The sequence below is a fragment of the Sneathiella litorea genome, from assembly GCF_009882915.1.
GTDB lineage: Bacteria > Pseudomonadota > Alphaproteobacteria > Sneathiellales > Sneathiellaceae > Sneathiella > Sneathiella litorea.
On sequence record NZ_WTUW01000009.1, the window covers coordinates 685,078 to 700,928 of the forward strand.

Annotated in this window: 13 protein-coding genes; 7 read left to right on the forward strand and 6 right to left on the reverse strand. The window is 47.7% G+C overall.

Annotated elements, in window-relative coordinates; translation table 11 throughout:
* Nucleotides 1-125 precede the first annotated feature (125 nt).
* Together GQE98_RS17225 and GQE98_RS18030 are read right to left on the reverse strand one after the other, a co-directional pair.
* Entirely contained in the window at nt 126-1,028 is a 903-nt protein-coding gene (locus GQE98_RS17225; protein WP_161317067.1) for a LysR family transcriptional regulator, read from the reverse strand.
* A gap of 119 nt (nt 1,029-1,147) precedes the next feature.
* Nucleotides 1,148-1,381 carry a hypothetical protein gene (locus GQE98_RS18030; RefSeq protein ID WP_202526365.1) on the reverse strand — a complete coding sequence of 78 codons (234 nt, stop codon included), beginning with the start codon at nt 1,379-1,381 and terminating at the stop codon, nt 1,148-1,150.
* Between the two features lie 65 nt (nt 1,382-1,446).
* Between GQE98_RS18030 and biuH the strand changes: the two genes are divergently transcribed.
* The 3 genes from biuH to atzF all read left to right on the forward strand — a co-directional run bounded on the left by biuH (nt 1,447) and on the right by atzF (nt 4,374).
* Complete coding sequence (biuH, locus tag GQE98_RS17230) at nt 1,447-2,124, forward strand: biuret amidohydrolase (RefSeq protein WP_161317069.1); 678 nt, start codon at nt 1,447-1,449, stop codon at nt 2,122-2,124.
* A gap of 92 nt (nt 2,125-2,216) precedes the next feature.
* Nucleotides 2,217-2,591, forward strand: a complete 375-nt coding sequence (locus GQE98_RS18340) for a cupin domain-containing protein (RefSeq protein ID WP_202526366.1) — start codon at nt 2,217-2,219, stop codon at nt 2,589-2,591.
* Entirely contained in the window at nt 2,584-4,374 is a 1,791-nt protein-coding gene (gene atzF, locus GQE98_RS17240; RefSeq protein WP_161317071.1) for an allophanate hydrolase, read from the forward strand. Before GQE98_RS18340 ends, atzF begins: the two co-directional genes overlap by 8 nt.
* Before the next feature lie 163 nt (nt 4,375-4,537).
* On the opposite strand, the gene GQE98_RS17245 is transcribed toward atzF, so the two are convergent.
* The 3 genes from GQE98_RS17245 to GQE98_RS17255 form a co-directional block, all read right to left on the reverse strand.
* Nucleotides 4,538-4,951, reverse strand: a complete 414-nt coding sequence (locus GQE98_RS17245; RefSeq protein WP_161317073.1) for a c-type cytochrome — start codon at nt 4,949-4,951, stop codon at nt 4,538-4,540.
* Nucleotides 4,948-5,940: a virginiamycin B lyase family protein gene (locus GQE98_RS17250; RefSeq protein ID WP_161317413.1), complete on the reverse strand. Its 993-nt coding sequence runs from the start codon at nt 5,938-5,940 to the stop codon at nt 4,948-4,950. The genes GQE98_RS17245 and GQE98_RS17250 overlap by 4 nt, the downstream gene beginning before the upstream one ends.
* Nucleotides 5,941-6,374: 434 nt before the next feature.
* On the reverse strand, nt 6,375-7,238 hold the full coding sequence (locus GQE98_RS17255) for a universal stress protein (protein WP_161317075.1): 864 nt from the start codon (nt 7,236-7,238) through the stop codon (nt 6,375-6,377).
* Between the two features lie 336 nt (nt 7,239-7,574).
* Between GQE98_RS17255 and GQE98_RS17260 the strand changes: the two genes are divergently transcribed.
* Complete coding sequence (locus tag GQE98_RS17260; protein ID WP_161317077.1) at nt 7,575-9,299, forward strand: cation:proton antiporter; 1,725 nt, start codon at nt 7,575-7,577, stop codon at nt 9,297-9,299.
* A 214-nt stretch (nt 9,300-9,513) separates the two neighbouring features.
* Here the strand turns inward: GQE98_RS17260 and GQE98_RS17265 are convergent, their stop codons facing one another.
* Entirely contained in the window at nt 9,514-10,398 is an 885-nt protein-coding gene (locus GQE98_RS17265) for a class I SAM-dependent methyltransferase (RefSeq protein WP_161317079.1), read from the reverse strand.
* 521 nt (nt 10,399-10,919) lie between these two features.
* Here GQE98_RS17265 and GQE98_RS17270 point away from each other — a divergent pair.
* The 3 genes from GQE98_RS17270 (at nt 10,920) to GQE98_RS17280 (ending at nt 15,845) form a co-directional block, all read left to right on the forward strand.
* The gene (locus tag GQE98_RS17270) at nt 10,920-12,410 is read left to right on the forward strand and encodes a GumC family protein (RefSeq protein WP_161317081.1); all 1,491 of its coding nucleotides are present in this window, start codon (nt 10,920-10,922) and stop codon (nt 12,408-12,410) included.
* Nucleotides 12,411-12,431: 21 nt separating this feature from the next.
* The gene (locus GQE98_RS17275; protein WP_161317083.1) at nt 12,432-13,949 is read left to right on the forward strand and encodes an O-antigen ligase family protein; all 1,518 of its coding nucleotides are present in this window, start codon (nt 12,432-12,434) and stop codon (nt 13,947-13,949) included.
* Between the two features lie 507 nt (nt 13,950-14,456).
* Nucleotides 14,457-15,845 (forward strand): exopolysaccharide biosynthesis polyprenyl glycosylphosphotransferase, encoded by a 1,389-nt coding sequence (locus GQE98_RS17280; protein WP_161317085.1) that lies wholly within the window; start codon nt 14,457-14,459, stop codon nt 15,843-15,845.
* Nucleotides 15,846-15,851: the final 6 nt, after the last annotated feature.

A 15,851-nucleotide genomic window follows, 5' to 3' on the forward strand; every position in this document is an offset into this window, starting at 1 on the left:
ACCATTTCTCAAGGAGCACTACAGCAGGATATAGCGCTGCAGTATGCTGCTATTTTTTTTCAGCAATGCTGCAAAAAATGCATCGGATAAATATTTCAATGGGAAAGTTTAGGCGACAAGCCACTTTACTCGTAGCGAATTTGGAGTGCCTTGGTTATTTGATCGGCGAAACGCGCCACGGCAACAGGCAAAGTACGGCCGCGTAACTGGCCAATATAAATCAGGCCAGTTGGCACATCACGAAGGTCGATCGGGCGCGCGACGGATCCTTTGGGAATATCTTCCACTGGCAGGCCAATCGGAATTTGGAACGATATGACCCCTTCAGTTAGCGTATGATTGCGCAGGAATTCGAAACTGTCTGATTCAATAACCGGGTTCAGGACTATGGCCGAGTCCACGAGAGCCAGTTCCATCAAGTACCTCACACCATAGGGGTTGGTCGGCAAGGCAATCGGGTGTTGAAGGCAATCCCGCAGCCGCAGTGTTTCTTCGTTCGCCAGCGGGTGGTTTTCGGACATCACGCCATAGACCTGCTGGCGGACTGTTAGGATTGTCTGAAATTCCGCAAGCCTTACGGGTTCGAATACTAGCGCGAGATCGGCGGTATGATCGACAAGCGCCTGCTCGGCCGCGGCTCTGTCACGCAAGTAAACGCCAAATGTTACCGCCGGATGCTCTTTTCTGTAGATGGCAATTTGCTGCGGTAGGAAATAGGGAAGCAAAGCCTGGCTACAGGCAATTGACACATGTCCCCGCCGGATGCCTGAGAGATCGGCAATCTGGGATCTGACCCGTTCCATGTCCGAAAGCTGATTGCGAATATGATGAACGAAGATTTCCCCGGCACTATTGAGCCGCACACCGCGTGGCAGCCGCTCGAAAATGGGAACGCCAAGTTCCTCTTCTATGGCCAGAATGCGGCGGTTCAAAGCAGTGGACGTTATCGCCAGTACTTCTGCTGCTTTTCGGATTGACCCGATACGGGCGACAGTATCGATATAACGTATACTGGTCAGATGCTTCATAAGTGCCCTTCCCGGAGCAGCTACTGCTGCATTTTTTGCAGCGTCTTGATGAATATATAGCAGGAGACAGATGCACTCGCACCTGCAAAATTAACTTTATCAGAGATGAAAGATTGTGCTCAGGCGTGAAATTTCAAGCAATTGAGACGCGCCGTGCAAAATATTTTCAAATCGCTCAATTTCAGGAGAGTTTCGATGAGTATCCAATACAAAATCTCCCGCCGTAATATTTTAAAATCAACTGCTTCTTTCTGGGAGCGCGGGCTATCGATCCGATAATCACCTGTCAGGTAATTTTCACCGGTGAACCGTCCCTCGACGTCGATGACCGGCGCGCCTGCTGAATTGAGCATTACGAATTAAAGGTTCTTATGAATAAACAGACGACGAACACAGGTTCAATATTGGAGTTGGCGACATGAGTGTCATAGAAGCAGATCCCTACCCTTGGCCCTATAATGGCGATCTAAAGCCTGAAAATACGGCGCTCATAGTTATTGACATGCAGACCGACTTTTGCGGGGTTGGCGGTTATGTTGACCAGATGGGATACGACCTCAGCCTGACGAGAGCACCCATTGAGCCCATTTCCAATGTCCTCGGCGCTATGCGCGCCAAGGGTTATCATATTTTCCACACCCGTGAAGGCCATCGCCCTGATCTTGCCGACCTCCCTGCCAATAAGCGATGGCGGTCCCGACAAATCGGGGCTGGCATTGGGGACCCGGGCCCTTGCGGCAAAATCCTTGTCCGCGGAGAACCCGGCTGGGAAATCATTGATGAACTGGCTCCCCTCCCCGATGAAGCAATCATTGACAAGCCCGGCAAGGGTTCCTTCTGTGCAACAGATCTCGAGTTGATGCTGCGCGTCCGCGGGATCGAGAATATTGTCCTGACCGGTATCACGACCGATGTTTGCGTCCATACGACAATGCGCGAAGCCAACGACAGGGGATTTGAATGCCTGCTGCTGGAGGATTGCTGTGCAGCTACTGATCCCGGCAACCACGCCGCTGCCGTCAAGATGGTCAAGATGCAGGGCGGCGTTTTCGGGACGGTCTCCAACAGCGCTACTTTCATCAGCCAGTTGCCATGACAAACGGCACTTGGAAATAGACACTCTTGAGGTTTGCGCAGACAGAATCGTCGGCTGGGCAACAGATAACGATAAAATTTTGGAGGCAATTAGTGACCAAACCGGCCATATTCAGTGAGCTCGTTCCCGACGGGTGGAAAGACTGTATTTTTGAACCCTTCCAGCCAGGCGTGGAAATCTGCTGGTTGCTTAAAGGTGAACCTGGGATCGCCTTGCTGAAATATGCACCGGGCGCGCAGGTGCCAAGGCACCGCCACGCAGGTTTAGAAACCATTCTCGTTCTCGACGGATCACAAAGCGATGTGAACGGTCACTATACAAAGGGAACCTATGTTGCCAATCCCGATGGTAGCGAACATGCCGTCTGGTCCGATGAGGGTTGCGTCGTTCTTATTCAATGGCAACAGCCAGTCGTCTTTGTCGATGAACCAGTAGTAATTTCTAAAAGTAGCAATGCCGATGACTGATATATCCTTTGACATTAACAGCCTGCATCGCGCCTATGCCGATGGAACACATGTTTCTGAAATAATTGCAGAATGCTATCGACGCATAGAGGAAGCCGCTGATCCCGGCATCTTCCTGAAGTTGGTCGACCAGGATGCAGCCCAGGGGGAGGCGGAAAAGCTTGGTGCATTCGATCCAGTTACGAAGCCACTCTGGGGGATACCCTTCGTCGTCAAGGACAACATTGACGTTGCCGGCTTACCGACGTCCGCGGCCTGTCCAGCATATGAATATGATGCCGATGCGGATGCTTTCGTCGTCGCCCAGCTCAGAGAAGCCGGTGCTATCCTGATTGGCAAGACAAACCTTGATCAATTCGCGACGGGGTTGGTGGGCATTCGCTCACCATACCCACCACCCAAAAATGCCATTGATCCGGAAATTGTCCCCGGTGGATCGAGTTCGGGATCCGGCGTCGCAGTAGCCTTGGGGTTAGTCAGCTTCTCACTTGGTACCGATACTGCAGGTTCAGGGCGGGTGCCCGCCGCACTAAATAATATAGTCGGCCTCAAACCAACCCTTGGTGCGTTATCGGCATCAGGTGTCGTTCCGGCCTGCAGGACCCTTGATACGATCTCAATATTTGCCCTGACAGTTGAGGATGCCTATCGCGCCTTTCAGTCGGCAAGCGCCTATGATCCGCTGGATGCCTATTCACGCGAAACTCCTGTAAATGGTTTACAGGAAATGCGACCAGGCTTTCGCGTTGGTGTGCCGACAGTCGAAACAAGGGAATTCTTTGGAGATGCTGTCCAGTCCAACTCCTTCGATGCTGCTCTCGCCGCCATAACAGCGCTTGGCGGTGAAATTGTCGAGATCGACTTTACCCCTTTCTATGACATTGCAAATATGTTGTATGAAGGTGCGTGGGTCGCAGAGCGTTTCACTGTCATCGCCGATCTTCTGCGGGAAAATCCCGAGGCGATCCTTCCAGTAACGCGCGCCATTGTCAGCAAAGCGGAATCATTATCCGCAGCAGATGCTTTCTGCGGAATGTATAAGCTTCAAGAACTGAAGCGCATCATCGCCCCGCTTATCAATTCTGTAGATATTTTCTGCGTTCCCTCAATTCCGACATTCTATTCGCTCGCAGACCTCGAAGAAGATCCAATCGGTCCAAATGCGCGGCTCGGCACCTATACCAATTTTGTAAATCTTCTCGATCTTTGCGGAATTGCCGTTCCTGTAACCACCCGCACAGATGGACGGCCGGGAAGTGTTACCCTTCTCGCCAAAGCCGGCAAGGATGCCGTTGTTGCTAGCCTCGCTGCGCTTCTGCATTACCGCTCCGGGGTTCTTCTCGGGGCAACCAACTGGACACAACCGCTGCCACCACAGAACAACCCGGTCGTTTCCAAAGATGAAATCTGCCTAGCGGCCGTGGGCGCACATATGTCCGGCCTGCCGCTGAATGGCGAGCTTACTAAACTCGGCGGTCGGTTTCTGAAGGACGCCAAGACCGCACCAATTTATCGTCTCTATAGTCTTGCTGGCGGCCCTCCTTATCGCCCTGGCCTAGTGCGAAATAAAAAGGGGACCATGATCGATCTGGAAATCTGGGCAATTCCTGTGAAGGAGTTCGGGGAATTCATTCGAGGCATCCCGGCACCGTTGGGAATTGGCACGGTATCTCTTTCCGATGGGACAGCTGTAAACGGTTTCATCTGTGAAGCCGCCGGACTTGAGGGCGCCACTGATATTACAAATTTCGGTGGATGGCGAAAATTTCTTCACGCGGATTAGGGTTATGGTGGGTCCGAGTTGCTCGCCAGCTTAGAGCATGTCACGTAGTGGGTTCATTTTCATAGGATTGATCTACGGAAGCCAAGTGCCCTGCCCCGCTTTAACCTTTTTGATGAGGTCCAATGCGCTCGATACTGCGCATGGGCAGTATACTATATCCGACTCATTCCTTTTTCTGCTGCGCAGACGAGGAATCACGGTTGGATACCGAAACGATATACCGTGCCAAAGCGGCGCGCTCAACCTCGTCCCGTATGCCCGGATAGGACATCCACATGCCTGGAAACACTCCTTCCGGATCCGCGAGAAATTCTTCCAACAGTTGAGGGGTCCAGACCTCGCCGGCGGAATTCGCAGCGCGCAGAACCGGAGAATAATCAAATTCCGGATCTCCGCCAACTGCGCGGTCGATCAGGCCAGACAACGACGGTCCGGCCATAACCCCGGCATCCGCCTTCAGGCTATGGCAGGCGCGACAGGGGGCAAAAGCCTCACGCCCAGCAACTTCTCCGGCAATCGCCCCTGAGATTGGAGCATTCAAACCAATCAGGGCGATAACCATTGAAAATGGTTTCATGCAGCATCCCCGAACCGAATACGCACGATGCGATCATTACCGGATTCACCTCCCCAAACCTCGCCTGCGCGCCCTATCAGATGGCGGACGTTCGCGCCTGCCCGGTCACTTGGAAAGCTGCTGAAGCTCTCGCTTTCCGGATCGAACATAACGATAGCATTTGCACCAAAATCGGTTAGCCAGACCTTGTCGCGCTCATCGACATAAACGGCGTAGGCACGCGGCCCAGTACCCGGCAGTTTCCATTGCTGCCAAGATTCTTCGGCAGGGTCATACACGCTCACCTGGCCGCTGTTCCACTCGCTGATCCATAACCGCCCGCGCGAATCCGTCCAAACGCGGCGCGCTCCCTGCCTTGGCGTCGGGGGGTCGACCCGAGTTGTCTGTCCGGTCGCGGGATCGATGCGCGCGATATGGTTTCCGGCGAGAGAGGCGTACCAGATATCGCCGCCCGGCGTTACCGTGATCCCATACGGGCCGGGCCCGCCGGGACTCGGCCAGGCATCGAGCTTGCCGGTTGCAGGATCGACACGGCCATAAACTCCGTTTTGCCCGGTAAACCAGTATATGCCATCAAGATCGAATGTACCGGTATTGAGATTAGCCCGTGCAAATTCCGTGGGCAGCGGAAACAAATCGACATCGCCTGATGCCAGATCGAGCCGGGCGATGGCGTTCTGCCCCCCCTCCGTTACCCACATGGCCCCGTCCGGACCCAGCGTCACGCCATGTGGCGCTGCATTATCGCCGAGTGAAACCGGATGCAACGATCCATCCGCGGGATCGAGCCGGGTCAGCGTCCCGTCACGCTGACCGCAATACCAGACCATACCATCGCGATCAAAAGCCAGGTCGCGTGAACGGGATCCGGGTCGGGCGTCGAAGTAAGTCAAGCTGAAACCTGGAGCTGCCAGTGCGGCCTGGCCAATCGGCATTGAAAGCACCGCTGCGCAGGACGCGGCCGCCATAGTGAAGTCACGTCGCGATATAGATTTCATCAGATATCCTCCTCTGGTTTCACTGGAATCTGGTCATTAGGAGACCGGCTATGCCGCGAGAGAAATGTCACTCTACTACCTCCTTGTTTAGTATTTTCTCATGGGTCTTAAGGGGATGAACGGGAGCCGCCACACTACGTTCAAGCAGCCTCATATCCTTAATCCCCATATACAGTTCACGGTATAGACATTAGCACAATAGCGGCGACCAAGACTACTATACAGGGTACAGTTAAACGAAATGTGATTGAGCTTGTTTGGTGCGGAATTTAACGTCTTACTAAGAAAAAACCGGTTACCGAATTTAGGTTGAGATACCGGTGCCAGAGCAATCTGCTACAACTAAAGGTTCAAGTCTTAGGTAAAGATATACCCTCTCGTAATTATAGTGCTGCCCTGCAGTTCATTCCGCATGGATGAGCGCATTAGTCCTGAAGTCTGGGTGGCACGACCAGAATATCATGATCCGACACGCACAACAGCTTTTCCGCAGTGCTGCCCAGAAGAGTTTTTGCCAACCCTGTCTTGCCGCGCGAACCTATGATGATGACCTCTGCAGAAATTTCTCGTGCGGCGGATAGAATGACCTCCTCGACTGACGAAATCGCGGGTTTAAGAATAGAAGGCACTGACCTTAAATCATGCTCCACCAGAAATGCTAATAAATCTAAGGATGCACGTTGTTCTTCATTGTACAGATAGTCTTGTATCTGGTCATCGCTCAAAGATGCCCTATTCATTAATCCGGTTGGTGGAGCGTCAAAAACGTGGAGTACGGATACATCTGACTTTTTAATTAAATCGAGCCCCACTGCGGCCCGAAGGGCATCACCTGAGCAGTCAGAAAGATCAGTCGCGATCAATATTTGTCGGTAAGCACCTGCTGGAACTGCGTTTGCCATCAGCACTGGCCGATCGCTTGTCCGGATTATCCGCTCGGCTGTTGTTCCCACGAAAACATCTTTCAGGATTTGCCGGCGATGTGGTCCGATGATCACCAGATCAACATCTTCCTCACGTCCTATTTGCATGATTTTCTCAAATGGGTCGCCAAGCGCGATACGGAACTCGCATTCAAGCCCGTCAATTTCACGCAGAGACCTTGCCTGTTCCTCCAAAAGTTTACTTGCTGCCTGCTCTTCCGCCTTAATGAGGCGTTTTGGTTGATCGTCATCAACTATATGAATAAGCATAACCGCCGCATCGTAGGTTCGCGCGAGCAATGTCGCCCGGCGGATCGCTCTGTCAGAACGTTCGGAAAAATCGGTTGCCACGAGTAAGCTTTTCATTTCGCACCACAATTTAAATGCGAATAACAATTCGCATAGTAAATTCTACCTTCAATAATCCAATCATTCTATGGTACCATAGAACAGGTTAATTGGCGATCAAAAATGGCGAGTGAGCGGCGCCCTGGTGGCGGAAAAAAGTGAGCTTTTTCAGCTTTTTATTGGTCTGATACCCCCCTGACTTAAGAATAACCGACCGAAGGAAATAGAAATTGAACAGGAATAGCGGATTGCGCAAAATAATTGGACCAGCTTCTGTCGATGCACAACTTTTCGTAGACAGAGAAATCATCATCAAGCGTTAGAGGCCTAAGAATAGCTAACGAGGGATTTTAGTTGTCAGAAATCATTACTCATTCTGTATTTGGAGAAGTCGCTGTCCTTCTCGTTTTGGCCGCAGGAATTGGCCTTATCGGTATTATTCTACGCCAACCCCTGATTGTCAGCTTTATCGCTGTGGGGCTGATTGCAGGTCCTTCCGGCTTCGACATGGTTCACTCCGATGCGCAAATCAGTCTTTTATCAGAGCTTGGCATTGCCGTGCTGTTGTTTCTCGTTGGTATAAAGCTTGATGTTAAATTAATCCGGTCTCTTGGTACCGTGGCTTTGATGACGGGGCTAGGACAGGTTGCCTTCACATCAATTTTTGGATTTCTGATTGGACTTGCGTTTGGTTTCGACGCTATTACCAGCCTTTATGTTGCAGTGGCGCTCACATTCTCCAGCACCATCATCATTGTGAAACTTCTATCAGACAAACGAGAGATTGATTCCCTTCACGGCCAGATCGCACTTGGCTTTTTAATTGTTCAAGATCTTGTTGTCGTTCTTGCAATGATCGTTCTGTCCGCTGTGGGTATCGGCACGGATGACGAGTTCAGAAATAGCGACATTTTGATCGTCTTATTTTCCGGCGTTGCAATGGTCGGCCTGGTGATGCTGTTTGTTCGTTACGTTGCAAACCCACTGACCGAACGGCTCGCTCGTGCGCCTGAACTTCTGGTAATTGTTGCGATCGCACAGGCCGCAATATTCGCAGCAATTGGAGATTTCGTCGGACTGGGCAAGGAAGTCGGAGGTTTGCTTGCCGGTGTGTCTCTGGCGTCAACGCCTTACCGGGAGACAGTTGCAGCCCGTTTGGCGCCTCTTCGCGATTTTCTATTGCTGTTTTTCTTTATCGCCTTGGGGGCAACACTGGATCTATCCCTTCTCGGAGCCCATGTTTCTGCGGCGATTGTATTCTCTCTGTTTGTCTTGATTGGTAATCCCATGATTGTACTCGCAATCATGGGAGCCATGGGCTATCGCAAGCGTACGGGGTTCCTCGCCGGCCTGACAGTGGCGCAAATTAGCGAGTTTTCCCTAATTTTCATTGCTATGGGCGTATCACTTGGACAAGTTGCGGAAGAAGCACTCGGACTTGTAACCTTGGTCGGGCTTGTGACTATTGCGGCATCAACTTATATGATTACCTATTCGCACAAGCTTTACGGTCTGTTTGAGCCGATCCTAGGCATATTTGAACGTAAGGAGACCCCCCGAGAACCGAGTGAGTTTGGAACGCATGACAAGGGAACCTATCCTGTAATCATTTTTGGTCTGGGCCGTTTTGGCACATCCATTGGCGTGCGCCTTAAAAAACGGGGCATTCCCGTGCTCGGTGTGGACTTTAATCCTTACGCCGTTCGGCGCTGGCGTGAGCTTGGTCTCGATGTTGAGTTCGGAGATGCAACTGATCCCGAATTCGTAACAGCGCTGCCGCTCTCACGAGCGGAGTGGATTGTCTCGACAGTTCCCGAGCATCCTCTTGGTCTCTCCCATGAAGACACTCGCATGACTCTCCTTCAGCTTACCAGAACAGCCGGTTTTAGAGGACGCATTGCGGCGACATCCCACTCGACAACAGATACTGAAGACCTAATTGGCGCCGGCGCTGATATTATCCTAGAGCCTTTTCAGGACGCTGCAGATCGGGCAGTTGAAATTCTTTGCGGCGCGCCGGAAGAAGAACGGGCAAACATTCCCCCAATCGAAACAGAAGAACAGCAGCGACCATATTAAAAGAATACTTGATATAGGCGTAAATAATACTCGTTTGGCATTATCACAGTAATTTGGTGGCGAGAAAATCAAGAGCGATCTAGCAATCAGGCTGAAGATAATCCTCATTCTGCCACATAAAGAGCCGGAAAGATGCTTAAGTTCGGGCCACCTGATCAATTGAGCCCATTTGATGCGATGCCCCCCCTACTCCAGGCTAACCGACTGAGAGCCTCTACTTCTTAGTGTAGTCTTCGCTATTGTTAAGAACAAGCGTAACGGCAGCAACATATTTCAATAGAAAAATGGCGAACCAATCGGCAACGGCAGATCTGTTCTTTTTGAACTTATATATAGGCTTAAAACCAAAGATTGATCGCAATTTTGCCCAATAAAACTCTTGCGTATACCGAAATGAGCCCGGCAGAGAATGCCGTTTACCCAATTTTAGAACCTCAGAATATGACAGATAGTTCGTAAAAAAGAATATGAAGTCCGCATGACTTTTAGCGTACTCGTTCAACGGCGTAGCTTTGGATTTATTGTGATTTTTATATTTTCCAAGTCCAATTTTACTCAAAACCTTTATGTAAGACACCATGAAATCATGATTTGAAATCATATGTACTAATGGTAAGTGCAAATGACTTTCATAAATATTGTGCCTTAAGGGAAATAGATGAACAGAAAAACCGTCAGGACATAAGGTTCTCTTAATCTCTGAAAAGAACAAATTGTGATCATCAACATGCTCGACAACTTGATTTGAAATGACAATGTCAAAAAAATCATCAGGATACGGCCATGTATCTCTTGCAGAGAAAACGCACAATCTATCTTCCCACGCAATGTCTGGAAATCTTTCCTCTAAAACCTCTATTGTTTTTACAAAATATCCTTCTGATTGCACTCCATGATCATCAACATCAAATCCAAAAATTTCGAAATTTAAGTTTGGATTTAGGACTGCAATATTTTCCATCAAATAGTTTATCAGATGCCCATCACCGCACCCAATATCCAAAATTCTAAGCCGCCTTAACTCAGAAAAACCTTCTGTCTCTGTGTTTAAGACACTTAAGAGATGTTGATGTGTTATACTTTTAGCCGCGCTTATCATTCAAATTGCCCGATCAAAAAACTACTGAAGGTTACCTCTAATGAGCCGGTAAAAATCAAACTTCCAAAGCAACCCACACGCATTGCAATATTTACAATTTTCTTAATGTCTTACTCATATTGACACTAAAATCAAAACATATTGGTTCTACTGCTTAGCATGAAATATAATTATTGTGCCTTATACTTTGATCTACACACCCTAAAGGCCCACGCCAATTAGCCTCGAAATGGATAATACACTGGCATCTCTGCCCCCTTACCCCCTGTCAAGATTCTCCCGCAAAAATAGCAAAAAAGCTAACTGGTTACTTTTCAAGAATTTGTTTAATATTAGATAGTTGACAAGCAGGCCAGTGAATATAAAAATCAACCAGAGGAATTATAGATACTTATACATATATATCAGAATGTGCTGTTTTTTTCTGGACATTAAATTAAACAAATGCATCACTAATATTATGATTATTAGGAAGTTCAACCCATCCGATCTTGTGCGCCATTCTTTTTTGAGGATATTGCATGGATTTTAACGAACTGCTCATACGACTTGGCCGAACCCTTGTCCAAAGGCGCCGCTTGTACCTTTCGATTTTTATGGTCTGCTTTCTGGCCGCAACCGCGGGTGCATATTTAAAATCGCAATGGTACAAATCCACTGCTACTATTTTTGTCTCACTTACCTCTCCGCGGCTTGACACAACGCATTCCGAACAACGCAATAGCGTCGCAACATTGCGATCGGAAGAATTTGTCGCCTCTCAAGTGGAATTGATGCGAACACGGGAACTCGCTGAAGAGTTGGTTAATTCAGTTCCAGCCTGGGTGTTTGAACAAACGCCATCTTCGAAGTGGTATATTCGCCTTGTGTCGGATATCGTCAATTCAGTGACTAAAAACATCAAGCTTTTGCTGGTGAAAATGCTCCTGATAAATCCTGACAATCCACACCACAAGAACATACAAACAATTGAAAGCGGCCTCGACATATTCCCGGTGCGTAAGTCACAGGTGATAGAAGTAAGTTTTTCATCAAAAAACCCCGAAGCTCCCAAGGTTGTCCTCGATACTTTTATCAACATCTATAAAAAACGCCTCGCCGATTTACGCGCTAAATCCGAGGGCGCTACAATCTATCTAGAACAAACAGAACAACTCAACAAGGAGCTAGAGCAAGCGGAGCGCGCACTTACCGATTTTATGGTTGAGAATGGTGTTGTTGATATTGCCCTAGAAAAATCACAAATTCTGGAGCGCCTCGATACTTTGTCATCTCTTGCGAAATCTTCGAATGCGAGTGAGGATGAACCGGGCAACATGATCTTTACAATCACCGGTCCAAATGCCCCTCCGCAAATACTTCAACAAAATGCTAATCTCAACGCACTGTTAAATGAACGGGTACGACTTGCAGCCAGTTTTACAAAAAACCAGCGAGATGTTCTCCGCCTTGATGCACAAATAGCAAGCATAAGAGAAGTGTTGAATGAAGAATTAAAAGCACTAGCCTATGTGATAGAGCAGGATCGTGCCGAATTGGAGAGACTGCTCGAAATTGAACCACGTTATAACTGGCTTTCCCGACAAGTGCGCTTGCTATCAACCTCATATGAAACCTACAGCAAGGCAGCGAAAGATCGTCAAACATTTTTTGATCGTGACAACCAAATTCTTGTTCATATTATAGATGCTCCAGCTGTTCCATTATTTCCACAAAAGCCTACTCGGCTCGTTCTTGTTGCTATAGGTTTTGCGTTGGCCGCTGTAATAGCCTTGATTGGCGTTTTAGTTGTTGAATGGGTTCTACTCATCCGCTGGATCTATGCATTCCACCCTCCAAGCTTTAACGATTTAACCACTGCTTCATCATCCAGCGAAGCAGATCACGTATCAGAAGAGACCGCACGTCAGACGGAAACCTCTGGGAAAACCGATATTCCTGCCGATGGTTCCAACTTACTCGACCGGAGGGCAAGCTTTAAAAGAAATTTGTTTGAACAGAATGGCTCCTGATATATTTCACCCGGTAGCGTGATGTATGGCTTTCTGATTTTAACGGTTTTGGGAATATGCGGACTGATCAGCCTGGCTGCATCGTTCGTCAGCCCCTTTATTGTTGGCGCAGGATTGGCTCTCTTTTTATTCGGTATATTTTTTGTCTGGTTAACCCTTGAGCATACTGTCGCTTCGCTAAGTATTGTCATTCTATCGCAAATACTGATACCGGTTTACATACGAGTTCCAATCCCCGGCATTCCTTCTGTTCCCCCGCCACTTATGCTGCTGGTAGCATTTATCGGAATACTTGTACTGAAGGAAATGCTGAAACCAGAGAAAATAGAAATGGGCGAATATGGGGGAATACTGACCCAGTCTTTACTCATATATTGTGGTGTATTGTTATTTTCTATACTTGTCGGTATTTCAGCGCCTACCGCACTACCAATGTGGATAAAAGCAGCCCTAATTCCTATGCTGCTTTTCTTTTCGCTCCTTCGAACGGTGCCAGATGAGAAGTCGCTTCAACTGGTGTTCGATGTACTACTTATCGCCGGAGTCGCTAATGGAATTTTATCTATCCATGAGTTTTTCACACACTCTAACATCATGGTTGATTTATTTGCGCCTCCAATTTCAAAAGACGAAGACTTTTTTCTTTGGTATCTTATTGAGGGCAACAGGGAACTTGGCGACCTAGAATCAGAGCCCTATCGAGTTTTTAGCTTCTTTACTCAATCCTTAGAACTTTCCGCTTTCATGATCATGCTATTACCTTTCGCCATGCTCAGCTTTGTGAACCAGACACGGCTGTCACGAAGGTTGGTTTATGGCCTTGCCACGCTCATTATCTTTGCAGGCTTTGTGGTTACATTCTCACGTGGCCCGACCTTAGCCCTGATTATTACAATAATCATACTGACTATTTTTGAGAAACGACTTCGGCGATGGGTAGCTACTGGCGCCTTCTGCTTATTAGTTGGCGTGGTTTTGGCGTCACCCTGGATATTCAGTGAAAGACTAATGAACAGGCTTCAAGGGTCTGACAATGTTTCTCTACGATTTCGCCTTTGGGAAAATGGTTTTGCCATTTTTCAGGATAATCCGATTATTGGTATCGGCTACGGTGCTTATCCAGCACACCATGTTGAGTCCATAAGGCATAACCAGATCGGACCAATGTATGAATATCCGTGGGAGCACATTGAGCGAGTAACAACACTGGAAAATATTTACATTACTCTAGCCGCGGAGACTGGGCTGATAGGACTAACCGCGTTCTTTTTTGTACTCGTAGTATACTTTAGTATTATCCGCAAAATCCTGCAAACGACACAATCAACACAGGCCCGCACACTCACTCTGGGGTCATTCGGTGGTGTTTCCGCTTATTTATTAAGTGGGCTAACCGTCGCAAACATTCTCCTTTACACAATTACCACGTTGTTTTTTGGCGTTTTCCTGGCATCGGCTGTAATCCTGTCGCGTGGCATCAAGAACCCGGGAGCTAAATATGGGAAAGAGAGGTCTCCTGGGTCTGTTCGAGTAAATTAAATTGCTCGGAGAAGTAGACGATGGTCAATAATGCAAGAAAGTTAAAAGATAAACTACGGCAATTTAAAGAGCTGAAAAAACCGGAAAGGTTATAAAAGCTCCAATCTACTTTGCGTGCCGAAGTCTACCTCAATCGATAGCGCCAGCGGTATATTAGCAGAGTGAGAAAATCTTGACTTAAGAAAACTTATAGCAAACCATATCCAGATTGACCTCTACATCCTGTTACTGAAAAACTAGGGCGGTAGAAATATTAGGTTCTTATTCTCGTCTACTACATAATAGTAAATACTATTGAACAATCGCTCCCTCCCCTCAAAAAATTAGATTTTTATTGTTTTATCATACGTTGTATATTGACTGCGTACTTTCAATTGCCTTATTCTCGAGAAAAGTCGTGAAACTATTTATTAACCATAATGATTTTTATTGCGCACTTTTTAACTATAACGCGTAAATAATTAAAATAATCTAATATAATATTACGCGCGTTGGGGAGGGATCCGAATGAATATCGCAAGCATCAGTGTTCCGAAAACAGCCCAAACGTTATTATTAGTTGATTTGATTATTCTTGGGGCCGCCGTTGGAATTCTCACTAATTTCACGGCACCGTTCAATATTAGCGAGAGTTGGAATAAGAATAACAACACCCTGTTTACTCCTATCATGCCAATTCTTCCTGCGGTAATATATAGCGTTGTAATTTTGGCATTTTTATTTGTTATGGGTCTTTATCAGCGTGTCTACATTCATGGCACGAGACTCCTGAAAAGCGGGCTGACGGCAGGTTTGTTAATTTGGCTCTGTGCTGGATGGCCTATTGCCGGGGCCAGACTGCTCAATAGTGATATATCTACCCATGAATTCCTTATTATACATGTGGTTCTGCTGGCGGTTCTGCTAGCTGCACGCCCTACCATTTGTTTTTATTACAATAGATTCGCCAGAAAGCGCCGCATTGCACTTGTAGGATCAGAACCAAAATTATCGGTTTTTTCAGGAATGATTTCCAGAACTGTTCCTTCTGAATTCGTCATCGTACAAAGCAAACAGGTCAATTCTGTAGAAGATAAAGATTACCTAAAAAGTATTCTCCACGATTTAAGCATGCGACCCGATATCGACCAAATTATTGTCGATCTACCATTTCAGGAATTTGAAATATTGAACGCCAATAACAAGCTGGTTCAGTTAAAAGGGAATCGTGAGGTACTAGTACCTATGTCCGCAGTCATAGAACAATGCGCGCGTTGGTCAGGGATCGAAGAAGCCGAGTATAATGTTGCTCATATTCGCCATGATCCAATAGCGCGCAGCGTCAAATACTGGGTTGAAACACTCATTGCACTTTGCGGGCTTATTTTTGTCCTGCCAATTATGATCAGCGTTGCGATCGCGATCAAACTTGATGATGGTGGCCCGATTTTCTATCGTCAAAAGCGTGTCGGCAGATTAAATCGCGTGTTTGTTGTTCTGAAATTTCGCTCAATGCTTCAAGATGCCGAAGCTGATGGGAAAGCCCGTTGGGCAACAATTGGCGACACACGAGTAACGCGGATTGGCCGCTTTATCCGTATGACGCGTATCGATGAATTACCACAATTAATTAACATCATTCGCGGTGACATGGCTTTGGTTGGCCCCCGCCCTGAACGCCCCGAGATGGTGAGTGAAATTGAAGCACAAATTCCGGGATATAGCTTGCGCCATCGTGTCAGGCCAGGGTTAACAGGCTGGGCGCAAATCAATCTCCCATACAGCGCCAACATAGAAGAAACTATGCGTAAAACCCAGCTAGATATTTACTACATCAAGCATTGGTCTATTTGGCTTGATCTTGCAATTATTGCTCAAACTATCCGCATCGTTTTGTTCGCAGAGGGGGCGCGTTAGAAAAGA

What these genes read in the sequence shown, in the direction of transcription:
- GQE98_RS17225 (WP_161317067.1), bottom strand. Translation starts at nt 1,028, where the DNA reads ATGAAGCATCTGACCAGTATACGTTATATCGATACTGTCGCCCGTATC.
- GQE98_RS18030 (WP_202526365.1), bottom strand. Translation starts at nt 1,381, where the DNA reads ATGCTCAATTCAGCAGGCGCGCCGGTCATCGACGTCGAGGGACGGTTC.
- biuH (WP_161317069.1), top strand. Translation starts at nt 1,447, where the DNA reads ATGAGTGTCATAGAAGCAGATCCCTACCCTTGGCCCTATAATGGCGAT.
- atzF (WP_161317071.1), top strand. Translation starts at nt 2,584, where the DNA reads ATGACTGATATATCCTTTGACATTAACAGCCTGCATCGCGCCTATGCC.
- GQE98_RS17245 (WP_161317073.1), bottom strand. Translation starts at nt 4,951, where the DNA reads ATGAAACCATTTTCAATGGTTATCGCCCTGATTGGTTTGAATGCTCCA.
- GQE98_RS17255 (WP_161317075.1), bottom strand. Translation starts at nt 7,238, where the DNA reads ATGAAAAGCTTACTCGTGGCAACCGATTTTTCCGAACGTTCTGACAGA.
- GQE98_RS17265 (WP_161317079.1), bottom strand. Translation starts at nt 10,398, where the DNA reads ATGATAAGCGCGGCTAAAAGTATAACACATCAACATCTCTTAAGTGTC.
- GQE98_RS17270 (WP_161317081.1), top strand. Translation starts at nt 10,920, where the DNA reads ATGGATTTTAACGAACTGCTCATACGACTTGGCCGAACCCTTGTCCAA.
- GQE98_RS17275 (WP_161317083.1), top strand. Translation starts at nt 12,432, where the DNA reads ATGTATGGCTTTCTGATTTTAACGGTTTTGGGAATATGCGGACTGATC.
- GQE98_RS17280 (WP_161317085.1), top strand. Translation starts at nt 14,457, where the DNA reads ATGAATATCGCAAGCATCAGTGTTCCGAAAACAGCCCAAACGTTATTA.